The following is a 21,510-nucleotide window of genomic DNA, read 5'->3' as shown; positions in this document are numbered from 1 at the left end:
CCACTCAGGAGGCCCATGATGAACGACCACGGCTACATCAGCGATAAAGACCGCTACCTCGCCCGGCTCAAACGAATCGAGGGGCAAACCCGCGGTATCCACCGCATGATCGACGAAAACGCCTACTGCATTGACATCCTCACCCAGATCAGTGCGGTCAACGCGGCGCTGAAGGGCGTAGCACTGGGTTTGCTGGACGACCATTTGAAGCACTGTGTTGCCGATGCGATCAGCGACGGGCAGGAAGCCGACGCCAAGATCGAAGAGGCGTCCGCCGCAATCGCGCGAATGGTGAAGTCCTAGACAGCCGTGGGAGGACTCGTGCGTCTGTTGCGTGTCCGTACTCAGCGAAAGGTGAAACGTCAGCCTATGTCTGATGGAGGATGCACAGTAAATCCAGCGGAGCGCAATACCTCAGCTGCTTTGGTGGGGTCCCGACGTATTACTGCTTCCGTTTGCTTTTCTACGAATCGTCTACGCCCCTCTTCCACGCGTTCCTCCCACCCCGGCATTGGTTGTGCATCGAATTCTCTAACAACTAACTCCACAACATCCTCCACCGTGACGCGGAACTGCGGGTCACCGAGGGGAAAGTGAATATTCTGCTGCTGCGCCGCGGTCTCGTAGCGCCCGCTTCTTGCCAGGAGCAATCCCAGCGGTACAGATTCCGCGTGAAACTGAAAATGACTTGAGGGCTTGTTTCTGGCTTCGCGGTCGAACTCGAACCGAACAATGGGTACAAAGCGTTGCGTAGCTCTAAATTCGACCTTTATCGAGCTTTTCTCGACGGCTACACCGCTCCCGGAACTGCTTGGACGCAACCGGAACTCGACAGCAAGATGTAATCGATTGCTTCCAGATTTGCCTATTACGAGTTCCTTCGAGATTTTGAACCACGATCGAAGGCTCTCTTTGGAATTCTCGAAAACTTCGAGTGTGGTGGACCCTACTAGTGTGCTTTCGAGCAGATCCTGGATTTCCCCGACGAACGTAGTCGCGTGTTGTACCCAGGCTGTGTCGGTCAAAGCACTTACCCGTTAAGCATCCACGACAAGGCTTCGTGACGTTCCAGCAGACGTTCTTCGTCGAACTTCAAGGCACCTGCGTCTCGCAGCCTACGTAGGACTTCGACGTTGTAGGGCTGCATCTCTTTTTCGATGTTTGCCAATTCCTGGATGATCTCGTCGTTCGAAAGCATTCGGGGAACCGGAGTCGACATTTGCCCTCCTTTCGCGAATGTCCCGCAGACGTCGATCCTCTGGATCAGTACTAGCGATGATAGCGCAAGACCTTCATTCTTAAACGTCATACCGCAGTACGACGTGGCCGCTCGCAGCGGCAAGTAGCGTGGACGGCCATGAACTTTTCCACCACCCGCGCAGTGCGCATCCGCAATGCCAGCATGGCGGCGGTCATGCTGGTTGCCTGCCTGATTGGGCTGCTGCCGGATTCGCGGCAGTTGGTCGTCGGACTCGCGCTGCTAGCCTGCGCCGTTGTGGCCCCGTTTACCCGCTGGCGCTGGCCCCTGGAAACGTTCGCTGCGATTGTCGCGGTGCTCATTCCCACGGCGTTTTGCGAAACCCTCCCCGTCGGCGCCATCGCTGTGTCGTCCTTCGCCGCGTACGTCGCCAGGCGCCACCTGCCTGCCCCGCACCGCGATATCGCCACGGCTGCACTTTTGCTTGGCGACGCCGCAGCCACCGCGTTCGTCATCCCCGCGCTCACCGCACTCGAACCGGTTGAGCGGATCCCCTACGTCTTCTGGAGCATCATTCTGCTCACCGTCGCGCTGCTGTTCGGTGAACTGCGCCGCCGGGCCGAGGAGACCGCGGAGAAGGACCTGGCCCGGCAGCGCGAGCAGTTCGAGCGCGATGCCCAGGAGCAGCGCGCCCACCTCGCGCGCGAGATCCACGACATTGTCACCCACTCGCTGACCGTCATCGTCGCGCAGGCCGACGGCGCGCGCTTCGCCGCCACCCCGGAGGCGAAAGACGAGGCGCTGCGCACCATCGGCGGCGTCGGCCGCGACTCGCTGCGCCAGATGCGCGGCGTGGTGGAGCTGTTGCGAAGCGCCGAGCAGCGCCCCCTTGAACCGGCGACGGAATTGGACATCGACGGCCTTGTCGCCACCAGCCGCGCGGGCGGGCTCCAGGTCGCATACACCGCCGAGGGCGCACCTCCCGGGGACTTGGCCCCGGCAACCGCGCTCACCGTCCAGCGCATCGTGCAGGAATCCCTGACCAACGCCATGAAGCACGGCACCGGCCGCGCCCAGCTCGCGGTGCGCTGGGGCGCAGATAACGTCGTGGTGGAAACAACCAACCCGGTCGCTCCCGGCGCGGCCACCCGTCCGGGCCACGGCGTGGAGGGCATGCGGCAGCGCGCGGCGCTTTCCGGCGGCACAGTGACCGCAGCCGCCACCCCCGCCGGCACCTGGACCACAACAGCAAGGATCCCGCTGAACTCATGATCACTCTCGGACTCACAGACGACCAAGCGCTGTTTCTCCACGGCATCCGCAACGTGCTGGACTCCCAGCCGGACATGGAGGTCCGCTGGCTCGCCGCAAACGGCGAGGAGGCAGTGCAGGCAAGCAATAGCGATCCGGTGGGCATTGTGCTTATGGACGTCCAGATGCCCGTCCTCGACGGCATCGCCGCCACCCGGCGTATCACCCAGCACCACCCGGACACGAAGGTGATCGTGCTGACCACGTTCGACGACGAGGACTACGTGCTCGGCGGGATCGGCGCGGGCGCGAGCGGGTTCCTGCTCAAGGACGCCGAACCGGAGGCGCTGCTGGACGCGATCCGCACGGTTGCAGGCGGTGACGCGGTGATTTCGCCGAGGGCGACGAACCGGATCGTCGCAAAGCTTGCTGCCCCGACAGAAGATGCGGTGGCCTTATCCCCCGCCGACCGCCTCGCGCTGGGCGAGCTCACCGAGCGCGAGCGCGAGGTGCTCGTCGCGATTGCCCGGGGCTGGAGCAACGGCGAGATCGCGGAGCGGATGTTCATCTCCATGCCCACGGTGAAGACGCACGTGGGCCGGGTGCTGGCGAAGACGCAGTCGCGCGACCGGGTGCACGCGGCCCTTTTCGCGTACCGCACCGGGTTGGTCTCGCGCGCGGACCTGCTGGATTCCTAAGGCGCGTCATACCTGGGTATCACGTCCAAAATCGTGCCCCGCGCCGACGCGGAAGGCCCGTGCCATGCGCGAACCTTGAACGCATGGAAACACCGATCATTCACACCCGGGGCCTGACCAAGACCTACGGAAGCACAGACGTTGTCCACGACCTCAACCTCGAAGTCCGGCCGGGCGTGGTGCACGGGCTGCTCGGGCCGAACGGCTCCGGCAAGTCCACCACCATGAAGATGCTCCTCGGGCTGATCGCGCCGACTGGCGGCGAAATCACGATGTTGGGCCAGCCGATCACCCGCGCCAACCGGGCGAAGGTGCTCTCCGGCGTCGGTTCGCTCATTGAGGCTCCGGCCGCCTACCCGCACTTAACCGGCGGGGAGAACATGCGCATAGTCACCCGCCTGCTCGGCGCCGACAAGGAGCAGGCGCGCCGCGCAGTGAAGCTTGTGCGCCTGGAGAACCACATGGACAAGCTGGTGAAGAACTACTCGCTGGGCATGAAGCAGCGCCTCGGCATCGCGATGGCGCTGGTGCGCGACCCGCAGCTGCTGATCCTGGACGAGCCCACCAACGGCCTCGACCCCGCCGGCATCGAGGAGATCCGCGAGCTAATCATCAGCCTCGCCCGCGACCACGGCCGCACCGTGCTGGTGTCCAGCCACCTGTTGTCCGAGATTGAGAAGATGGCCTCGGATTTGACCATCATCAACCACGGCGAACTGGTCTTTCAGGGCTCGCAGGACGAGCTCTACAGCGCGCAGCTGCCGGACGTGTTCATCCAAACCCCTCACCCCGATGCCGCCGCCGAGGTACTGCGAGCGCTTGGCCCCACCTACGTCGAGGGTGGCCTGGAGCTTTCCGGGCTTAGCGACGCCCAGGTCGCCGAGACCTGCGCCCACCTCGTCTCCCACGGCGTGGCGCTGCACCAGGTGGTGCGCAAGCGGCGCAGCCTGGAAGACGTCTTCATCGGCCTGACGGGCAAGGAGGCGATGGGCGCATGATGGTCGAGTTTGCAAAGCTCAAGCGCACCAAGATTGTGTTGCTGTGCCTGCTCATGTGCGCCGGCATCGTGCTGTTTGCCAACATGAATCTGTTCGCGGGCGATCCCATCGCCGACTTCCAGGCCGACCCGCACACTCAATGGGCCAGCCACCTCGTCGGGCTGGGCATGGCCCTGGCGTTTCTCACTCCCCTGCAGCTGGCGCTGGTGGCCAGCCGCATCGTCGACGCGGAGCACGCGAGCGGCGGGTGGCGGCTCAACGCGATTGCCGGCACGAGGCCGGGGACGCTGCTTTCCCGGAAGTTCGGCGTTGCCAGCCTGATCGTGGTCGTGTTCACCGCGCTCGAATTCGCCGCAACCCTCGCGCTGCCCGTCGCGATGGGCGCACCCGCCCCTGACGCGGCGATGTGTTCCACGTGGCTGCGCTTCGGGCTCGGCGCTGTGGGCACCAGCATTGCGCTGCTGGCCGTGATGCTGCTGCTGGCGGCGGTGGTCGATTCCCAGATCGTCGTGTTGGGCGTCGGCATCGTCGGCGGGTTCTTAGGCGTCGCCGCGCTGCTCTCCCCGTCTTGGCTCGCAGCGCTCAACCCCTTCGGCTACTACGCCGTGCTGCTGCCGTTCAGCTTCACCGAGTCGGGCGTCGCGCCGACCCAGCCCAGCTGGTGGCTGTGGGCCGCATACCTCGTGCTCGCCGCCGCAGTGTTCACCGCAGGTTCGAAGGCACTGGACCGGAAGGAAATCTAAACCATGCACCTGATCACAAACGACCTGCTGAAGTTCAAGCGCTCCCACATGTGGGCGGTGGTGGTCCTCGTGCCGCTCATCGCCGTCGGCATCGGCGCCGGCAACTACTCCGCCAATTCCGAAACACTGACCGCAGGATGGGACAGCTACTTCTCCCAGATCATGCTCTTCTACGGCTTGCTGTTTTGCACCGCCGGCATCGCAGTGCTGGCCGCGTACGCCTGGCGCGTGGAGCACCGAGGACACAACTGGCTGACCATGCTCACCTCCACCCGCGGCACCGGCAGCCTCGTGGCCGCAAAGATCGCGGCGATCAGCGTCGTCGCCGCAATGATGCACGCGGTGCTGGTGATCCTCGCGCTCGCAGTCGGGCTGGTGCTCGGCGTGCCGGGCGAGATCCCCGTCTACCTCCTCGCCGCCGCGTTCCTGTCGCTGGCGCCGATGGTGGCGGTGGCGGCCTGGCAGTCGCTCTTCTCCATGGTGATCCGCAACTTCGCGGTCCCCATCGGCATCGGCGTGGTGGCCAGCCTCATCTCCTTCGGCGCGCTCGCGTCCGGCATGCCCGGCGTGCGGTTCGTCTCGGCGCCGGCGCTGCTGTCGGAAACGCTGTGGCTGGGCAGCACCGCTGTCGCCGACGCCGGCGCAATCGACGCCGGGACCGTTCTGACCGTGGTGCTCGCCTCGGCCGCACTCGCGGCGGCCGGATGGGCCGCCTCTGTGGCCTACCTGCGCGGGACCGACGCGCGCCTCTAGTACTCTCACCAGCCATGGCTGCCAAAAGTGAGTTTCACGAGATCGACACCGGCGTCGCCGAAGTCCTGCACGAACCCGACGGCTCCATGGTGCTGCTGGTCAACGGCGTGCCCAGCTCCCACGTCGTCCCCGGCGAGCCGACCCGGCTGGATTTCGAGTACATGCGCTGGATGGCAGATTTCCTCGACGATGCCTACCCGGAGCCCGCGCGGGCGAAGTCGCGTCTGACGCACCTCGGCGGCGGAGCGTGCACGCTCGCCCGCTACTTCGCCGCGGCGTGGCCCGGCTCGCGAAGCACGGTCGTCGAGATCGATTCGGAGCTTGCCGTCCTTGCGCGCGAGCTTTTCGACGTCCCCCGGTCCCCCACCGTGAAAATCCGCGTCGGCGACGCGCGCGAAGTCACCGACGCGTTCAAGCCTGCGACCCGCGACGTGATCATCCGCGACGTGTTTACCTCCGCCACCACCCCACGAAACCTCACCACGGTGGAGTTTTACGCCGCGGCGTGGACGTCGTTAAGCGAAGGCGGCTTCTACGTGGCCAATTGCGGCTCGCACTCGGACCTCAAGGAAGCCAAAGAGGAGCTGGCGGGGATGTTGGAGGTGTTCCCGCACGTCGCGGCCATCGCGGATCCGCCGATGCTGAAGGGCCGCCGCTACGGCAACATCGTCCTCATCGGCGCGAACTTGCCGCTCGAGGCGAGCGACGCGCTCACCCGCAACCTGCTCAAAGGCGGGGTGCCGGCGCAGTTCAAGGACGAGGCGTGGTGCCGCCGCCTGGCGACGACACCGCGGCACGACTAGCGCTCGATCTAGCCCTTGTTCGCTTCCTTCGCGGCGTTGTCCAGCAGGATGAGCAGGTCGCCGATCTGGTAGTCACCGACCATCATCTTCTGCAGGTCCTCGATCGGCAGCTCGCCCTGACCCGCCAACGCGCGGACGAGGTTGGCGATGTTGTCCGCGTCGGTCGGGTCGAAGCCGGCGAGGCGGGCGGCGTCGATAAGCTGCTGCGCACCCAGACCGCCCGCGGCGAGCGCGAGAATGGCCACAACGAGCTTGGTGCTGTCCTGCTCGAGCACCTTCAGCTCGCCGGAATCCGGCGCCTGGAACTGCTCCAGCACGCCGCCGCCTGCGCGCAGGTCGCCGGCCGCGAACTGGCCCAGCTGCGCGGCGTTGCCGTTGAAGATGTTCATGTCCACCGGCGTGTTGATGCCTACCACGCGGCCGGAATCGCTGCGCTGCCAGAAGGAAAGCTTGTCCCAGCCGCCGACCGGGGCCGGCGGGCGGTTCTGGTAAGCCGCCAGCCACAGCGGGTACGAGGTGAAGGCGCGGGTATCGTTCATGCGCTCGTACCAGAAGTAGCGGTAGGTGTAGATCATCGGGCGCTTGCCGGTGCGCGCCTCCAGCTCGGAGAGGAACGCCTGCGTCCAGCCCGCCAGCTGCACCGGGCCCAGGCCTTCATCGACCTCGAGGTCCAGCACGGGCGGCAGCTGGGTGGCCGGGCCGTCGTTGACCACGGAGGCGAAGTAGCGCGCCTGCGCCACCGGGTCCTCCGCCGGGCGCGCGTAGTGGTAGGCGCCCACCTTCAGCCCGGCGTCGGCCGCGGCCTGGGCGTCTTCGTCGTAGAAGTCGTTCTTCCAGCCGTCGCCCTCGGAGGCCTTCACGTAGGCGAAATCCTGGCCGCCGACGGTGCTCACGGAGCGCCAGTCAATGGCGGCGCCGCCCGGGCGCTGGTGGCCCGCCACGTCCACGCCGGAGACCACGCCCGGGATGGACTGGGCGTCTGCGGGCCCGGTCACCGGGTTGATCACGCTCAGGCCCAAGGCGAGCGCGGTCACGGCGGCGGCTGCGGTACGGATGCGGCGAGAAATCTGCATGACCGACACACTAAACCACTCAAGTCACACGCACCACACGCGACACGCAAGTTACAGCGCGCCGGCGGCTCTCGCCCGCTCCACCACCTCCGGGATCGCGGCGAGGAACTTCTCCACGTCCTCGCGCGTGTTCGTCCGCCCCACCGTTACGCGCAGCGCGCCCATCGCCTCGCGCTCAGTGAAGCCCATCGCCTCCAGCACGTGGCTCATGCGCAGCACACCGCTGGCGCACGCCGACCCGGCCGACACCTGGATCCCTTGCGCGTCCAGCAGCATGATCAGCGCATCCGCGTTCGCCCCGGGGAACATGAAGTGCGCGTGCCCCGGCAGGCAGGGCTCATGCTTTGCGACGATCACCTCCGGCACCGTCTCTTTCACCCCAGCAATGACCGCATCGCGCAGGCCCGCGATCCGCTTTTGCTCCTGCCCCATTTCGGCGACAGCCTCCTCCAGCGCCGCCGCCGTCGCCGCGGCCGAGGCCACGTCCACTGTGCCGGAGCGGATGCCGCGCTCCTGCCCGCCGCCCAGGATCACCGGCTTCGGCGCCGGCGAACGACGCGCCAGAAGCAGGCCCATCCCGCGCGGGCCGCCGAACTTGTGGGCGCTGGCCGCAAGCGTGGCCGCGCCGAGCTCGTGGAAGTGAACCGGGATGTGCCCGACCGCCTGTACCGCGTCCACGTGCACCGGGGTGCCCGCGGCCTCGGCACGCGCAACCGCCTCGCGCACCGGCTGGATCGCGCCGGTTTCGTTGTTCGCCCACATCACCGCCGCCACCGCGGCCGGGGCATCCAGCGCGGCAAGGTCCGAAACCACGCCGTTTCGCCCTACCGGCAGCCATTCGGTCTGGTCCAGAGGCTTGACTACCTCGAGCACAGCCGGGTGCTCGATCGGGGTGGACACGACGCGGCCGCCGCCGGAGGCGTCGTGAAGCCCGCGCACCCCAATGTTGTTCGCCTCGGTGCCGGAGCCGGTGAACACCACCTCCACCGGGTCCGCGCCAAGTGCCGCGGCGATGCGCTCGCGCGCGTCGGCGAGCACCGCGTTCGCCTTGCGCCCGGCGGCGTGCTGGCTGCCGGCGTTGAGGGCGCCGGCGTGCTCCACCCACGCGTCGATGGCGCTTTGGCGCATGGGAGTGGTGGCTGCGTGATCGAGGTAGACCATGCCCCAAAGGTTAGGCGTGCACGCGCGCGCCGCACACATGCGCCACCGCGTCGTTGCCCACGCGCGCGATCACCACGCCCATCTGCCTGTCCCCGCGCAGCTTGAGCTTCTTGCGCAGCTGGTCCGGGTCCACGTCCACCCCACGCACGAGGATCTCCGCGCTGCCCGCGCCGTGGCCGGCAAGCGTCTTCTTCAGCGCGCGCAGCGGCACCGCCTCGATGAACTCGAAGCCGCTGTAACCCTCCGGGATCGCATTTCCCGTGGTGTAGGCGATGTGTTCGTCCAGCATGCTCAGGCCGTGGCGCGCGGCCCACTGCCGAACCAGCCCGGCGCGCACCACCGCCCCGTCCGGCTCGATGATCCATTTGCGCGGCGCGGTGATTTCCACCTCGTCCGGCTCGTCGTCGGTGACGCGCTCCTCAGAGTCCCGCAGCACTACTGCTTCTCGACGAGCTCCGCCCGCCAACCCCGGCGTATACAGGCACGCCTCCTTGACTCCCCCATCCACGGACACGACACTAACCAGCCCGTCCCACCCGGAGTAGTCGATGCCCGGCGCGCATTTGACCGCCATCTCGCGGCCTGCGTGCGCGGCCAGCAGGTCCGGCAGCGGCGGCAGGAGCTTGGCGGGGTCCGTGATGCGCTTGCCGCCGGCCCGGCGCGCGGGGTCGGCCACCACCGCCCCGCCCTTGCTCACCGGCGCAAGTGCGTCCGCGCGGGCCAGCCAGGCGTCCGGCCCGAGGTTGTGGCTGGCCATGACCAGGCGGGCGGCGTCCAGGTCGGAGCCGAGCCAGGCCACGCCAGCATCACGAAACGCCGGCGCCTCCGAGCCCACCGAGCAGGTCACGTCGTGGACGAACTCCACCCCGGCCGCCGCAATCCGCTGCGCCCTCACACGCGCCACGCGCGCCGGGGTGGCCTGCTGGACGGCGTCGGCGTCGGTGAGCCAATCCCCTGGGAACTTCCCTACCGCCGCGCGCTGGGAGGAGATGAGCACGCTGACAGCGCGGGCGTACTCGCCGAAGCGGGCGTCGAGCACCGCGCGGTCCGCGAACACCGACTGCTTGGTCAGCGCCACCTCCGGCGCAACGTCTGCGATCTCCCCGGCGTGCGCCGCCAAAAAGCGGGCTTCTGCAACGCTAAATCCCACCGCGGCGTCCAATCCTGTCCATCGGCGTGAACGAGAAGAAGTCGTGGTAGCGCAGGTCGTCCACCGGGTCGCCCACCATCGGCGACAAGTCCGCGCGCCACGCGGCGGCCAGCGCCTCTTCCACGTCGGCAAAGCGCGCCACCTCGTTCAGCTGCGCCCACGTCGAGGGCGCCAGGCGCACCAATCCGTGGCGCCAACCCTCCAAGATCAGCTGGGGCGGAAACCAGTTGGCGTCGTCCGCCTCCTCGGTGTTGGAATCCGGCTCCTGACCCTCCGGGTTGGCGGCGACGAAGGTGAAGGTGTCGAACCAGTTGCCGCTTTCAGACTTGCCTACCCACCTCGCGAGCGGTTTGACCAGGTCGGCGCAGACGTTGAGGTTGGACTCGCGGAGCACGTCGGTAAGCGAAAGCTCGTGCGACTCCAGCTTCAGGCGGTGTTCGTGGAAGGGGCGCGCGTCGCCCAGCAACACGCCGTCGTCGTCCACGGCGAGCAGCGTGCCGGTCTCCTCGAACAGCTCGCGCACCGCCGCGAACAGCAGCGCGTGCGCCTTGTACTTGGTCACGCCCAGCTGGCGGGCCAGGGAAATGGCGGAGCGGCCGAGCCACAGCTCGCCGTCGTCCCACGCGCGCGGCGGGAAATCGCGCGAATCCACCCCGCCGCCGGGAAAGACCGTGATGCCCGGGTAATTCGGCATGGATAACACGCGCTCCTGCATCCACACTTCGAGCCCGTCCGCACCGTCGCGAAGCAGCATCACCGTCGCGGACAGGCGGGCACCTTGAAACCCGCTGCGCTCGTGGACGTCGATGGTGTCGCCGACGTCGTGCGTCAGCACGCCCTGGGTGCGATTCCTTCTCGTGGGCATGGCCGAAAACCCCCAGGCTTACGCCCGGTGCGCACCCCCGCGCTTGGCGCGAGCCCGGCGCGCAGTAAAGCGGCCCTCGTCCACCGTGACCTCGATGGGCTGGTGGTATGCGCGCGAGACGTTTTCGGAGGTCAGCACGTCGTCGATAAGCCCCTGGGCGACCACCTCTCCCTCGTCCAGCAGCATGGCGTGGGTGAAGCCCGCCGGGATCTCCTCTAAGTGGTGGGTGATCATGACAATCGCCGGTGCGTCCGGGTCCATGGCCAGATCGCCCAGGTAGGCCAGCAGGTCCTCGCGCCCGCCCAGGTCCATGCCTGCGGCCGGCTCGTCCAGGATCAGAAGCTCCGGATTGGTCATCACCGCGCGCGCGACCAACACGCGCTTCTTCTCGCCGTCGGACAGCGTGCCCCAAGTGCGGTCAATCAGGTGGATCGCGCCGACCTGCTCGAGCACTTCGAGGGCTTGGTCGTAGTCCATCTGGTCGTAGTCCTCGCGCCAGCGCCCCAGAATGGCGTAGCCGGCGGAGACGACCAAGTCGCCCACCTTCTCGTTGTCCGGCACGCGCTGCGCCACCGCGGACGAGGTCACGCCGATCGCCGCGCGCAGGTCGCGCATGTCGGTGGCGCCGACGCGCTCACCCAGGATGAACACGTTGCCTTTGGACGGGAACTCCTGCGCCGATGCCATGCGGATCAGCGTGGTCTTGCCTGCGCCGTTGGGCCCGACGACAACCCACCGCTCATCCAGCTCCACCTGCCACGTCACGGGACCGACGAGGGTGTTGCCGCCGCGGATGAACTCCACGTCGCGCATGTCCACCAGCAGGTCCGGATCTGTCACCAATTCCTCACTCGCATTCACGCATCCATCTTTACCTATTTCGGCCCGCGTGTGTGGGAGGCCCGCGCTACCCTGGCTGATGGAATGCAGGCAGGTTGAGAGGGTCTGAAAAATGGTTGCTCGCTTTGGCATCGACGATGTGCGCCCCCAAGTTTCCGGGCGCACGCTGCCCGCGAAGGCGGTGGTCGGCGAGGTGGTGCCTATTTCGGCGCTGGTGTGGCGCGAGGGCCACGACGCCATCGCGGCGACACTGGTGCTTGTTTCTCCGTCCGGCGAGCAGTTCTCGGTGCCGATGCACCAGGAGGTCTACCGCCCGGATTACGTCCACGGCATCTTCATCCCCCGCGAGAAGGGGCTGTGGCGCTACCGCGTGGACGCGTGGAGCGACGTGATGGCCACGTGGCGCAACGCGGTGGAAAAGAAGCTCGCCGCGGGCCAGACCGAAGCCGAGCTGGCCAACGACATCGCCCACGGCGCGGACCTCTTCGCCGCGGCCATCGCCCAGACCCCCTCCCCGCAAGCGTTAGAAAGCGCTCGCACATTGCTTCTCGACGACACGCTGCCGCTCGCCGACCGCATCGCGCCGTGCGTCTCCAAGCAGGTGCGCGACGTGCTGGCCGAGTACCCGCTGCGCGAGCTTGTCACACGCGGGCCCGTGGCCGACATCCTGGTGGAGCGCCGCGAGGCGCTGGTGAATTCCTGGTACGAGCTGTTCCCCCGCTCCACCGGCGGCGTGGACGCGATGGGCAACCCCGTCCACGGCACGTGGGAAACCACCGCGGCGCAGCTGCAACGCGTGGCCGACATGGGCTTCGACACCGTGTACTTCCCGCCGATCCACCCCATCGGCGAGGTCAACCGCAAGGGCCGCAACAACACGCTGACCCCCGAAGACGGCGACGTCGGCTCGCCGTGGGCGATCGGCTCCAAGCACGGCGGCCACGACGCCTTCGACCCGAACTTAGGCGGCGAGGACGAGTTCTTGGACATGATGGACCACGCCAACGAGCTGGGCCTGGAAATCGCCCTCGACTTCGCGCTGCAGGCAGCCCCCGACCACCCGTGGGCGAAAGAGCACCCGGAGTTTTTCACCGTCCTGGCCGACGGCACGATTGCTTACGCCGAAAACCCGCCCAAGAAGTACCAGGACATCTACCCGCTCAACTTCGACAACGCCCCGGAGAAGCTCTACGCGGAGATCTACCGCGTGCTCATGTACTGGGTGGACCTGGGCGTCACCACCTTCCGCGTGGACAACCCGCACACCAAGCCGGTGGATTTCTGGCACTGGTTGATTGCGAAGGTGCACGAGACCGACCCGGACGTGATCTTCCTGGCGGAGGCGTTTACCCGTCCTCCGCGCATGTACGGGCTGTCCAAAGCAGGGTTCTCGCAGTCCTACACCCACTTCACGTGGAAGACCACGAAGGCGGAGCTGACCGATTTCGCGCAGCTGCTCGTCGACGTCGCGGACGTCTCCCGCCCCAACCTCTTCGTCAACACCCCCGACATCCTGCACGCCACGCTGCAGCAGGGCGGCCCGGCGGCATTTGCGCTGCGCGCCACCCTGGCCGCCACGATGAGCCCGCTGTGGGGTGTCTACTCCGGCTACGAGCTCTACGAGGACCGCCCCGTTAGCGAGGGCAGCGAGGAGTACCACGACAGCGAGAAGTACCAGCTGCGCCACCGCGACTTCGCCGCCGCGCTGGAAAAGGGCGCCTCGCTCGAGCCGTACCTCACGCTGCTCAACACCATCCGCCGCGACAACCCGGCGCTGCAGCAGCTGCGCCAGATCCGCTTCCACGACATCGCCAACGACCAAATCATCGCCTACTCCAAGGTCGACGCCGAGACCGGCAACGCGGTGCTCGTGGTGGTCAACCTGGATCCCTCCTCCACACAGGAGGGCATGCTGCGTGTCGACGCCTCCGCGGTCGGCCTCAACGACGGCGAAACCTTCGAGGTGCACGACCAGATCACCGGCGAGCGCTACACCTGGACCACCGCCGAGACCGGCAACTTCATCCGCCTCGCCCCCGAGAAGAATGTCGCGCATATTTTCCGGTTGCCGGAGGTGCCTTCGGTTCGTCGAGAAGCACTTGCGTACCGTCAGATCTCAGACCACGACTACCGTCCCTAAGGAAGCCAATGAACACCGACCTGCTCATCCCCGAAGGCGACCGCCAGCGCCTGACCGAGTGCAAGCACCACGCGCCCCACGATTTCTACGGCTGGCACCGCGTGGGCGCAGGATCCGTCGTGCGCACCCGCTTCCTCGGCGCCGAGCGCGTGGAGCTGCTCATCCACAACGGCGCCCGCGCCATGGAGCCCATCGGCGACGACATCTGGGCAATTTTGCTTGACGACGAGCACGCGCCCGACTACCGCTTCCGCGTCACCTACCCCGGCGCCGAACCGCGCATTGTGGCGGACGCGTACCACTTCCTGCCCACCTTGGGCTCGCTGGATCTGCACCTGATCAACGAGGGCCGCCACGAGCGCCTCTGGGAGGTCCTCGGCGCGAACGTGCGCTCCTACGAGACCTCCCTGGGCGAGGTACGCGGCACCTCGTTTGCCGTGTGGGCGCCGAACGCTCAGGGCGTGGCCGTCATCGGCGACTTCTGCGAGTGGAACCCGAACCAGTACCCAATGCGTTCCCTCGGCTCCTCCGGTGTGTGGGAGATCTTCATCCCGGGCATCGGCGACGGCGCGACCTACAAGTACGCCATCCAGACCGCCGACGGCACCCGCGTGGACAAGGCCGACCCCCTGGCCAAGCGCACGCTCACCCCGCCGGAGACCGTCTCCGTGGTGGCCGCGCCGAGCGAGTTCGAGTGGACCGACGAAGAGTGGATGAATGCGCGCGCCGGCATCGACGCCACCAACTCCGCCATGAGCGTCTACGAGTGCCACATCGGTTCCTGGAAGCAGGGCTCCAACTACGCCCAGCTAACCGAGGAGCTCGTGCCCTACCTGGTGGAAAACGGCTTCACCCACGTGGAGTTTCTGCCCGTGGCGGAGCACCCCTTCGGCGGCTCCTGGGGCTACCAGGTCACCGGCTACTACGCCCCGACCGCGCGCTGGGGCTGCCCGGACGAGTTCCGCAAACTCGTGGACACCCTGCACGCCAACGGCATCGGCGTGCTGGTGGACTGGGTGCCCGCCCACTTCCCCAAAGACGACTTTGCGCTTGCGCGTTTCGACGGCTCCGCGCTCTACGAGCACCCCGACTGGCGCCGCGGCGAGCAGAAGGACTGGGGCACCTACGTCTTCGACTTCGGCCGCCGCGAGGTGCGCAACTTCCTGGTGGCCAACGCCCTGTACTGGTGCGAGGAGTTCCACCTGGACGGCCTGCGCGTGGACGCCGTGGCCTCCATGCTCTACCTGGACTACTCCCGCGAGCCCGGCGAGTGGCTGCCCAACCAGTACGGCGGCCGCGAGCACTGGGAGGCCGTGCAGTTCCTCCAGGAGATGAACGCCACCGTGCACCGCGAGCACCCCGGCGTGCTCACCATCGCCGAGGAATCCACCGCCTGGCCGGGCGTGACCGCGCAGACCGACGCGGACGGGTTGGGCTTTTCCCTGAAGTGGAACATGGGCTGGATGAACGACACCCTGGAGTACTTCTCCCTGGATCCCATCCACCGCTCCTACCACCACAACGAGATCACCTTCTCGCTGGTCTACGCGTTCTCCGAGCGCTACGTGCTGCCCTTTAGCCACGACGAAGTGGTCCACGGGAAGGGCTCGCTGTGGACTCGCATGCCCGGCGACGACTGGAACAAGGCCGCGGGCCTTCGCGCCCTGTACGGCTACATGTTCTCGCACCCCGGCAAGCAGCTGTTGTTCATGGGCTGCGAGTGGGGCCAGACCACCGAGTGGGACGAGGCCCACTCCGTCAACTGGGACAACATTGCCGATAGCTGGGGCCACGGCTACCACCGCGGCATCCAGCGCCTCGTGCGCGACTTAAACCGCGTCTACCGCGACACCCCGGCGCTGTACTCGCAGGACAACACCCCGATGGGCTTCCAGTGGGTCAAGGGCGACGACGCCGCGAACAACATCCTCGCCTACATCCGCTGGGGCGTGGACGCCACCCCGGTGCTCGCCGTGGTGAACCTCTCCGGTGCCTCCCAGCCCAACTACCGCCTCGGGCTTCCCGAGGCCGGCGAGTGGGAGCTTTTGGTCAACACCGACGACGCCGTCTACGGCGGCGCCGGCAACGACCTGCCGCAGGTGCTTCACACCGAGCCGACCGAGTGGGACCGCTTCGAGCAGTCCGCCGAGCTGCACGTGCCGGCGATGAGCGCGCAGTACTACATCCTGCGCCGCTAGAACAGGGCGCTGGCGAGCCGGGTGCGCGCCGCGATCACGCGCGGATCACCCGGCTCCAAAAGCGTCAGCAGCTCCAGCAGCCGCTCCTTGGCGCGCGGCTCGGCCTTGACGTGCTCCAGCAGGCGGTCGAAGGCCGCCTCAGGCTGGCCTGCGACAAACTCCTTGTCCGCCAACCACAGCAGCTTCTCGACGCCAACCTCCGGCTCCCCCTGCCCCTGCACCCTCTTGAGCACAGCCACGGTTGCCTTGGCCTGCTTGACGTCCGCGTTGGTTGGGTCGTCCGCGAGGATCTCGTCGTAGACCGCCGTGGCGGCGTCGAAGTCGCCCGCGTTGAGCGCCTCCGTCGCGCGGTCTAAGCGGGGGTCCTCGGTGTCCTCGGCGGGCGTGGTGTCGTCGGCAAGCCCCTGCAACTGCGGGCCCACCTGGCTGACCAAAGCACCCACCCACTGCTCGAGCTCGTCCGTCGGCTGGTTGCCCTCGAAGTTGGCCACCGGGCGCCCACCCGCAAGCGCGACCACCGTAGGCAGCACGCGCACGCCCATCGCCTGGGCGACCTGCGGGGTGGCGTCCGCATCCAGGTAGCCGACCAGGAAGGCGCGCTGGCCCGCCGCCAACTTCTCAAACTGGGCCTTCAAGCTCTCCGAATCCGGGCTGCGCGGCGTGCCGATGAGCAGCACCACGGGAATCTGCATGGAGCGCTCGAAGATGTCCTTTTCAACGTTGGCCTCGGTGACCGTGATAAACGGCTCGAAGCCGCCCTGCGCCTCGTCGTTGCGGTCCGCGAGCGCTCCCAGGTCGATCGCGCCGCCGGTGAACTGCGGGTTGGTCATATTACGCCTCCAGGTGCTTGTTCAGGGATTCGACTTTCTGCTGCATCATGTTCTCGTAGCCGGGGCGGATATCCGCCTTGACCACCAGCGACACGCGCGGGGAGACCTCCTCCACCGCCTGCGTCGCCCGCTTGATCACGTCCATGACCTCGTCCCACTCCCCCTCGATGGTGGTGAACATCGCCGTGGTCTCGTGCGGCAGGCCTGACTCGCGGACCACCTTCACCGCCCGGGCGACAACGTCGGACATCTCCGCGTTGGAGTTTTCGGTCATGGTCGGTGCCACAGAAAACGCTGCAATCATGCGGCCAATACTAGCGTCGCTGCCAGCAGTGCTTGTGCCAGTGCCTCCGGTCGTCCGCGCCCCGGCCGGTATCGCGCGGCCACGCCACCACGTGCGCCACCCCGGGTGGGATGTTCTGGTTGCAGCCCGGGCAGATGTAGTACTTCGTCGCAGCCGCCGAGCCGATCTGGCGGACCTTGAAGATCTCCCCGTTGGTCCAGCTCGGCCCCTCCATCTCTTGGGTGCCGAGGAACGTGGAGCCGTCCTTGGGCAGCACGTACCGCGGCACCTGGTGCTGGCGACGGTTCCTGCGCGGCATCAGAACAGGCGCAGCTCCGCGGACTCGATGCCGCGCAGCTCGTCGTAGTCCAGGGTCACGCACTCGAAGCCGCGGTCGCCCGCGAGCGTGCGCGCCTGCGGCTTGATCTCCTGCGCCGCGAACACGCCGCGCACCGGGCGCAGCAGCTCGTCGCGGTTGAGCAGCTCCACGTAGCGGCTGAGCTGCTCGACGCCGTCGATGCCGCCGCGGCGCTTCACCTCCACCGCCAGCGTGCCTCCTTGCGGGTCGCGCGCCAGGATGTCCACCGGGCCGATCGCGGTTGGGTACTCGCGGCGCACCAGAGTCACGCCGTCGCCGAGCGTGGTGATGTGCTCCGCCAGAAGCTCCTGCAGGTGGGACTCCACGCCGTCCTTGACCAGCCCCGGGTCTTGGCCGAGTTCCTTCGTCTCGTCCAGCAGTACCTCGGAGACGGTGATGCGAAGCTGCTCGCCCTTCGGGTTCTCCACGATCCACAGCTCTTCACCGGTGTCCTCGCCGTCCACGTCCACCACGTGCTCCACCCGGGTGGTGCACGGTGGCGTCATCCAATTCAACGGCTTGTAGGCGCGGTCGTCCGCGTGAATGGACACAGACCCGTCCGCCTTGACCAGAATCAGGCGCATCGCCTCCGGCAGGTGCGCATCCAGGCGGCCGACGTAATCCACGGAGCAACGGGCTATGACTAGACGCATGCCTGTCAGGGTACAGCCGCCCTTAACGCTGGTTTGCATCGCGCTGCGCGCGCTGGACCAGCGAACGTACGTCGATACGCTCCTGGCGCACATCCGGTGCCGCCTCCACCCACGACACCAGCCCCATCTCCGTGTGGCGGTCCGCCGCGAACTCGAAATCGCCCTGCGGGCCAGTAAAGCGGAGGACGTGACCGATCTCCGGCATGAACTCGCGTTCGCCCTCGGTCACGTCCCTGAACCCCTCGAACTCCACCCCGCGGCGATCCAGCTCCACGTCGTGGTGGAACGTCAGGGAGCGCAGCTTAAAAAACAGCAGCCGCTCGCCGTCGTAGCGCAGCACGCCATGCCGCCAGCCGTGGATCCCCTCAGCCGGCAGCTCGCGCATCATCGCCCGCGCGCCGGAGTTGCGCACCATTGCAAAGCGCCACCCCGCGGCCGCTGCGAGGACTACCAGGACTAGCGCTGCAACACCTGCGACGACCATCATCCCGGCCCAACCTCCTCGACCACGCTGGATAGACATTTGCCAGTGATCATATCGCACAAATGCGAAACACCCCCTCCCGGTTTCCCGGGAAGGGGTGCGTTCGTGGCGGTCGGCGTCTATGCCTTCCTTGCCAGAGACTTCTACTGGCTCTGACGGCGAACCGCGGCGAGCTCCGCCTCGGAACGTGCCTTGACAACGCGGTCCTCGTCGTGCAGGTGGGACTCCGCGTCAGCGGTGTCAACCTCGTCGGCGAAGATCGCGTAGTCGGCCAAGATGGTCACCTTGTCGCCCACAACGGACAGGAACCCACCCTGGACGGCGGCGACAATGCGCTCGCCGTCCACCGGGCGGATGGTCACCACACCGTTGTCCTTGAGCTGGCCAAGGAGCGGCTCGTGGCCAGGAAGGATGCCGATCTCACCCTCCGTGGTCTGGGCGGTGACGATGCTTGCCTGGCCTTTCCAGAGCATGCGGTCGACCGCGACCAGTTGAGCGGTAAGTTCAGCCATCTTCTACCCTCCTACGCCTGCAGCTTCTTGTACGCAGCCTCGACGTCGTCCAGACCGCCAAGGCCGTTGAAGGCCTGCTCCGGGTAGTGGTCGAACTCGCCCTCGCAGAGACGGTCGAACGCGTCGATCGTCTCCTCGAGCGGCACGTAGGAGCCCTCGTCGCCGGTGAACTTCTTTGCGACGAAGAAGTTCTGGCCCAGGAAGCGCTGGATCTTACGCGCGCGCTGCACGGTGATCTTGTCTTCCTCGGACAGCTCGTCCATACCGAGGATGGCGATGATGTCCTGCAGCTCCTTGTTCTTCTGCAGGATACCGATCACCTTCTGCGCGACCGCGTAGTGACGCTCGCCGACGATGCCCGGCTCGAGGATACGAGACGTGGAGGTCAGCGGGTCCACGGCCGGGTAGATGCCCTTCGACGCGATCGAACGGGAAAGCTCGGTGGTCGCGTCGAGGTGGGCGAAGGTGGTGGCCGGAGCCGGGTCGGTGTAGTCGTCCGCCGGCACGTAGACGGCCTGCAGCGACGTAATCGAACGGCCCTTGGTCGAGGTAATGCGCTCCTGGAGCACACCCATCTCGTCGGCCAGGGTCGGCTGGTAGCCCACGGCGGAAGGCATGCGGCCCAGCAGGGTCGACACCTCGGAGCCCGCCTGGGTGAAGCGGAAGATGTTGTCGATGAACAGCAGCACGTCCTGGTTCTGCACATCGCGGAAGTACTCCGCCATGGTCAGGCCGGACAGGGCCACGCGCATACGGACCCCCGGCGGCTCATCCATCTGGCCGAAGACAAGCGCGGTATCCGGCAGCACGCCCATGTCCTCCATCTCGAGGAACAGGTCGGTGCCCTCACGGGTGCGCTCGCCGACGCCGGCGAAGACCGAGGTACCGGAGAACTCGCGTGCAATACGCGTAATCATCTCCTGGATCAGCACGGTCTTGCCCACACCAGCGCCACCGAACAGGCCGATCTTGCCGCCCTTGACGTACGGGGTGAGCAGGTCGATGACCTTAATACCGGTCTCCAGGATCTCGGTCTTACCCTCGAGGTCCTTGAACGCCGGCGGCTCGCGGTGGATGCCCCAGCGCTCGCCGTTCTCGCCCACCGACGGGTCGTCCAGGCACTGGCCGAGCGCGTTGAACACGTGGCCCTTCACCTGGTCACCCACCGGCACGGAGATCGGGTTGCCGGAGTCTGCCACCTTAGCGCCACGGACGAGGCCATCGGTCGGCGCCATAGCGATGGTGCGCACGAGGTTGTCGCCCAGGAACTGGGCGACCTCGAGCACGATGGTCTTGGACATCTCGCCGAGGTCGATGTCGACCTCGAGCGCGTTGTACAGAGCGGGCAGCTCGCCACGCGGGAACTCCACGTCGACGACTGCGCCGATGACGCGCACGACACGGCCGTTCTCAGAACCGCGCGGGTTCTGAGTGTTCTCGACCTGAGCCGGTGCGGTGTCGGTCTCAGAAGCCGCACCCGCCAGCTCGTCGTTGCGCTCATCAAAAGAGTGAGCAGTAGTCATGATTTAGTCACTTTCTCCACTACCGGACAGCGCGCCAGCGCCGCCGATAATCTCGGTGATTTCCTGGGTGATCTTTGCCTGACGGGCTTGGTTAGCTTCACGGGACAGGTCGTTAGCCAGCTCCGTAGCATTATCCGTCGCGTTCTTCATAGCCGTGCGGCGCGATGCCGACTCCGCTGCAGCGGACTCCAGGAAGATCGAGTAGAGCAACCTGGAGACGTACACCGGAAGCAGTTCTTCCATCAGCGTGTCAGCGTCGGGCTCGAAGCTCATGTCCGGGCCCACCTCGCCGGAGGTGGTCAGCATGTCCTGCTGCTCGTACTTGAACTCCTCCAGCACCGGCTCAATCGGCAGGAGCTGGGTGACCCGGGCCTCCTGCGACAGCATGGAGACGAACTCGGTGTAGACGACGTGCACGACGTCGAAGCCGCGCACGGATGCACCTTCGGCACCGTCGACACGCAGCGGCACCGAGCCTTCGGAGCCTGCCATGTAGCCGTCGATGATCTGGTGGCGCACGCCGTGGGTGTCATCCCACGACGGCTGCTGCGAGAACCCGGTCCAAGAACCTTCAACGTCCATGTCGCGGAACCTGAAGTGCGTGACACCCTTGTTGCCGGTGACGTAGCGCACTACCTCGTACCCGGCATCGGTGAGCATGCGCTCCAGCTGCGCGGCCTTCTTCAGGACGTTGTGGTTGTAACCGCCGGCCATACCGCGGTCAGAAGTGACCACGAGGATTGCCGCGACCCGGCCGTTCTCACGCTCGTGGAGCATGGGGTGGGCCAGGGAGCTCGCGGACGCGAGGCGTTCCATGACGTCTTTCAGCTCGTCGGCGTACGGCTTAGCCGCCTCGACGCGCTGCTGGGCCTTGGTGATCTGCGCGGTGGCGATCAGCTCCTGGGCCTTCGTAATCTTCTTCGTTGAGTTGACGGACCTGATGCGGTCGCGCAATTCGCGAAGCGTTGCCATGGTGTTTCCTCCCTTCCTTTATGT

24 protein-coding genes are annotated in these 21,510 nt (G+C 66.7%); 9 read left to right on the top strand and 15 right to left on the bottom strand.

All coding sequences use genetic code 11. From position 1 onward, the window contains the following. Positions 1-15 precede the first annotated feature (15 nt). A complete protein-coding gene (locus H0193_RS01590; protein ID WP_070569367.1) occupies positions 16-303 on the top strand; it encodes a metal-sensitive transcriptional regulator in 288 nt (95 codons plus the stop codon). A gap of 59 nt (positions 304-362) precedes the next feature. Here the strand turns inward: H0193_RS01590 and H0193_RS01585 are convergent, their stop codons facing one another. Both H0193_RS01585 and H0193_RS01580 read right to left on the bottom strand, forming a co-directional pair. Further along, a complete protein-coding gene (locus H0193_RS01585; RefSeq protein ID WP_181888264.1) occupies positions 363-1,025 on the bottom strand; it encodes a hypothetical protein in 663 nt (220 codons plus the stop codon). 5 nt (positions 1,026-1,030) lie between these two features. Beyond that, entirely contained in the window at positions 1,031-1,219 is a 189-nt protein-coding gene (locus H0193_RS01580) for a hypothetical protein (RefSeq protein WP_181888263.1), read from the bottom strand. 138 nt (positions 1,220-1,357) lie between these two features. On the opposite strand from H0193_RS01580, the gene H0193_RS01575 reads away from it, so the two are divergent. From H0193_RS01575 to H0193_RS01550, 6 genes are all read left to right on the top strand, one after another. Continuing rightward, a complete protein-coding gene (locus H0193_RS01575; RefSeq protein ID WP_181888262.1) occupies positions 1,358-2,470 on the top strand; it encodes a sensor histidine kinase in 1,113 nt (370 codons plus the stop codon). After that, entirely contained in the window at positions 2,467-3,147 is a 681-nt protein-coding gene (locus H0193_RS01570) for a response regulator (protein WP_181888261.1), read from the top strand. Before H0193_RS01575 ends, H0193_RS01570 begins: the two co-directional genes overlap by 4 nt. Before the next feature lie 83 nt (positions 3,148-3,230). Next, positions 3,231-4,145 carry an ABC transporter ATP-binding protein gene (locus tag H0193_RS01565; RefSeq protein ID WP_181888260.1) on the top strand — a complete coding sequence of 305 codons (915 nt, stop codon included), beginning with the start codon at positions 3,231-3,233 and terminating at the stop codon, positions 4,143-4,145. Then, positions 4,142-4,888 carry an ABC transporter permease gene (locus H0193_RS01560; RefSeq protein ID WP_070474859.1) on the top strand — a complete coding sequence of 249 codons (747 nt, stop codon included), beginning with the start codon at positions 4,142-4,144 and terminating at the stop codon, positions 4,886-4,888. Before H0193_RS01565 ends, H0193_RS01560 begins: the two co-directional genes overlap by 4 nt. A gap of 3 nt (positions 4,889-4,891) precedes the next feature. Beyond that, positions 4,892-5,641, top strand: a complete 750-nt coding sequence (locus H0193_RS01555; protein WP_181888259.1) for an ABC transporter permease — start codon at positions 4,892-4,894, stop codon at positions 5,639-5,641. A gap of 14 nt (positions 5,642-5,655) precedes the next feature. Next, positions 5,656-6,444, top strand: coding sequence for a spermidine synthase (locus H0193_RS01550; RefSeq protein WP_181888258.1), 789 nt, complete (start codon positions 5,656-5,658; stop codon positions 6,442-6,444). A gap of 8 nt (positions 6,445-6,452) precedes the next feature. On the opposite strand, the gene H0193_RS01545 is transcribed toward H0193_RS01550, so the two are convergent. Genes H0193_RS01545 through H0193_RS01525 form a run of 5 tightly spaced genes read right to left on the bottom strand, consistent with a single transcriptional unit; the run spans position 6,453 to position 11,506 of the window. Continuing rightward, positions 6,453-7,517 carry a glycoside hydrolase family 25 protein gene (locus H0193_RS01545; protein WP_181888257.1) on the bottom strand — a complete coding sequence of 355 codons (1,065 nt, stop codon included), beginning with the start codon at positions 7,515-7,517 and terminating at the stop codon, positions 6,453-6,455. 51 nt (positions 7,518-7,568) lie between these two features. Beyond that, entirely contained in the window at positions 7,569-8,678 is a 1,110-nt protein-coding gene (locus tag H0193_RS01540) for a cysteine desulfurase family protein (protein ID WP_181888256.1), read from the bottom strand. Between the two features lie 10 nt (positions 8,679-8,688). Further along, on the bottom strand, positions 8,689-9,828 hold the full coding sequence (locus tag H0193_RS01535) for a THUMP-like domain-containing protein (RefSeq protein WP_181888255.1): 1,140 nt from the start codon (positions 9,826-9,828) through the stop codon (positions 8,689-8,691). Next, positions 9,818-10,693, bottom strand: coding sequence for an NUDIX hydrolase (locus tag H0193_RS01530; RefSeq protein WP_181888254.1), 876 nt, complete (start codon positions 10,691-10,693; stop codon positions 9,818-9,820). Before H0193_RS01530 ends, H0193_RS01535 begins: the two co-directional genes overlap by 11 nt. A gap of 18 nt (positions 10,694-10,711) precedes the next feature. Next, on the bottom strand, positions 10,712-11,506 hold the full coding sequence (locus H0193_RS01525; protein ID WP_236883464.1) for an ABC transporter ATP-binding protein: 795 nt from the start codon (positions 11,504-11,506) through the stop codon (positions 10,712-10,714). A 139-nt stretch (positions 11,507-11,645) separates the two neighbouring features. Between H0193_RS01525 and H0193_RS01520 the strand changes: the two genes are divergently transcribed. Both H0193_RS01520 and glgB read left to right on the top strand, forming a co-directional pair. Next, positions 11,646-13,673 (top strand): maltotransferase domain-containing protein, encoded by a 2,028-nt coding sequence (locus H0193_RS01520; protein ID WP_181888252.1) that lies wholly within the window; start codon positions 11,646-11,648, stop codon positions 13,671-13,673. Positions 13,674-13,681: 8 nt separating this feature from the next. Then, positions 13,682-15,871, top strand: coding sequence for a 1,4-alpha-glucan branching protein GlgB (gene glgB / locus H0193_RS01515; protein WP_181888251.1), 2,190 nt, complete (start codon positions 13,682-13,684; stop codon positions 15,869-15,871). On the opposite strand, the gene H0193_RS01510 is transcribed toward glgB, so the two are convergent. From H0193_RS01510 to H0193_RS01475, 8 genes are all read right to left on the bottom strand, one after another. Then, positions 15,868-16,701, bottom strand: coding sequence for a tetratricopeptide repeat protein (locus H0193_RS01510; protein ID WP_181888250.1), 834 nt, complete (start codon positions 16,699-16,701; stop codon positions 15,868-15,870). The two genes, glgB and H0193_RS01510, sit on opposite strands and share 4 nt — an antisense overlap. A 1-nt stretch (position 16,702) precedes the next feature. Beyond that, positions 16,703-17,005, bottom strand: a complete 303-nt coding sequence (locus H0193_RS01505; protein WP_181888249.1) for an MTH1187 family thiamine-binding protein — start codon at positions 17,003-17,005, stop codon at positions 16,703-16,705. 10 nt (positions 17,006-17,015) lie between these two features. Next, positions 17,016-17,303, bottom strand: coding sequence for a hypothetical protein (locus tag H0193_RS01500; protein ID WP_181888248.1), 288 nt, complete (start codon positions 17,301-17,303; stop codon positions 17,016-17,018). Beyond that, on the bottom strand, positions 17,303-17,995 hold the full coding sequence (gene nucS, locus H0193_RS01495; RefSeq protein WP_181888247.1) for an endonuclease NucS: 693 nt from the start codon (positions 17,993-17,995) through the stop codon (positions 17,303-17,305). The genes H0193_RS01500 and nucS overlap by 1 nt, the downstream gene beginning before the upstream one ends. Positions 17,996-18,017: 22 nt before the next feature. After that, positions 18,018-18,482, bottom strand: coding sequence for a DUF2550 domain-containing protein (locus tag H0193_RS01490; RefSeq protein WP_181888246.1), 465 nt, complete (start codon positions 18,480-18,482; stop codon positions 18,018-18,020). Between the two features lie 140 nt (positions 18,483-18,622). Next, positions 18,623-18,991, bottom strand: a complete 369-nt coding sequence (locus tag H0193_RS01485; protein WP_070474849.1) for a F0F1 ATP synthase subunit epsilon — start codon at positions 18,989-18,991, stop codon at positions 18,623-18,625. A gap of 11 nt (positions 18,992-19,002) precedes the next feature. Beyond that, positions 19,003-20,514: a F0F1 ATP synthase subunit beta gene (gene atpD / locus H0193_RS01480; protein ID WP_236883397.1), complete on the bottom strand. Its 1,512-nt coding sequence runs from the start codon at positions 20,512-20,514 to the stop codon at positions 19,003-19,005. Between the two features lie 3 nt (positions 20,515-20,517). Beyond that, positions 20,518-21,486 carry a F0F1 ATP synthase subunit gamma gene (locus tag H0193_RS01475; RefSeq protein ID WP_181888245.1) on the bottom strand — a complete coding sequence of 323 codons (969 nt, stop codon included), beginning with the start codon at positions 21,484-21,486 and terminating at the stop codon, positions 20,518-20,520. Positions 21,487-21,510 lie beyond the last annotated feature (24 nt).

It is taken from the genome of Corynebacterium haematomassiliense (assembly GCF_013978595.1).
Taxonomy (GTDB): domain Bacteria; phylum Actinomycetota; class Actinomycetes; order Mycobacteriales; family Mycobacteriaceae; genus Corynebacterium; species Corynebacterium lehmanniae.
Note: the sequence above shows the minus strand (reverse complement) of the source record. Positions and strands in the feature narration are given on the sequence as shown.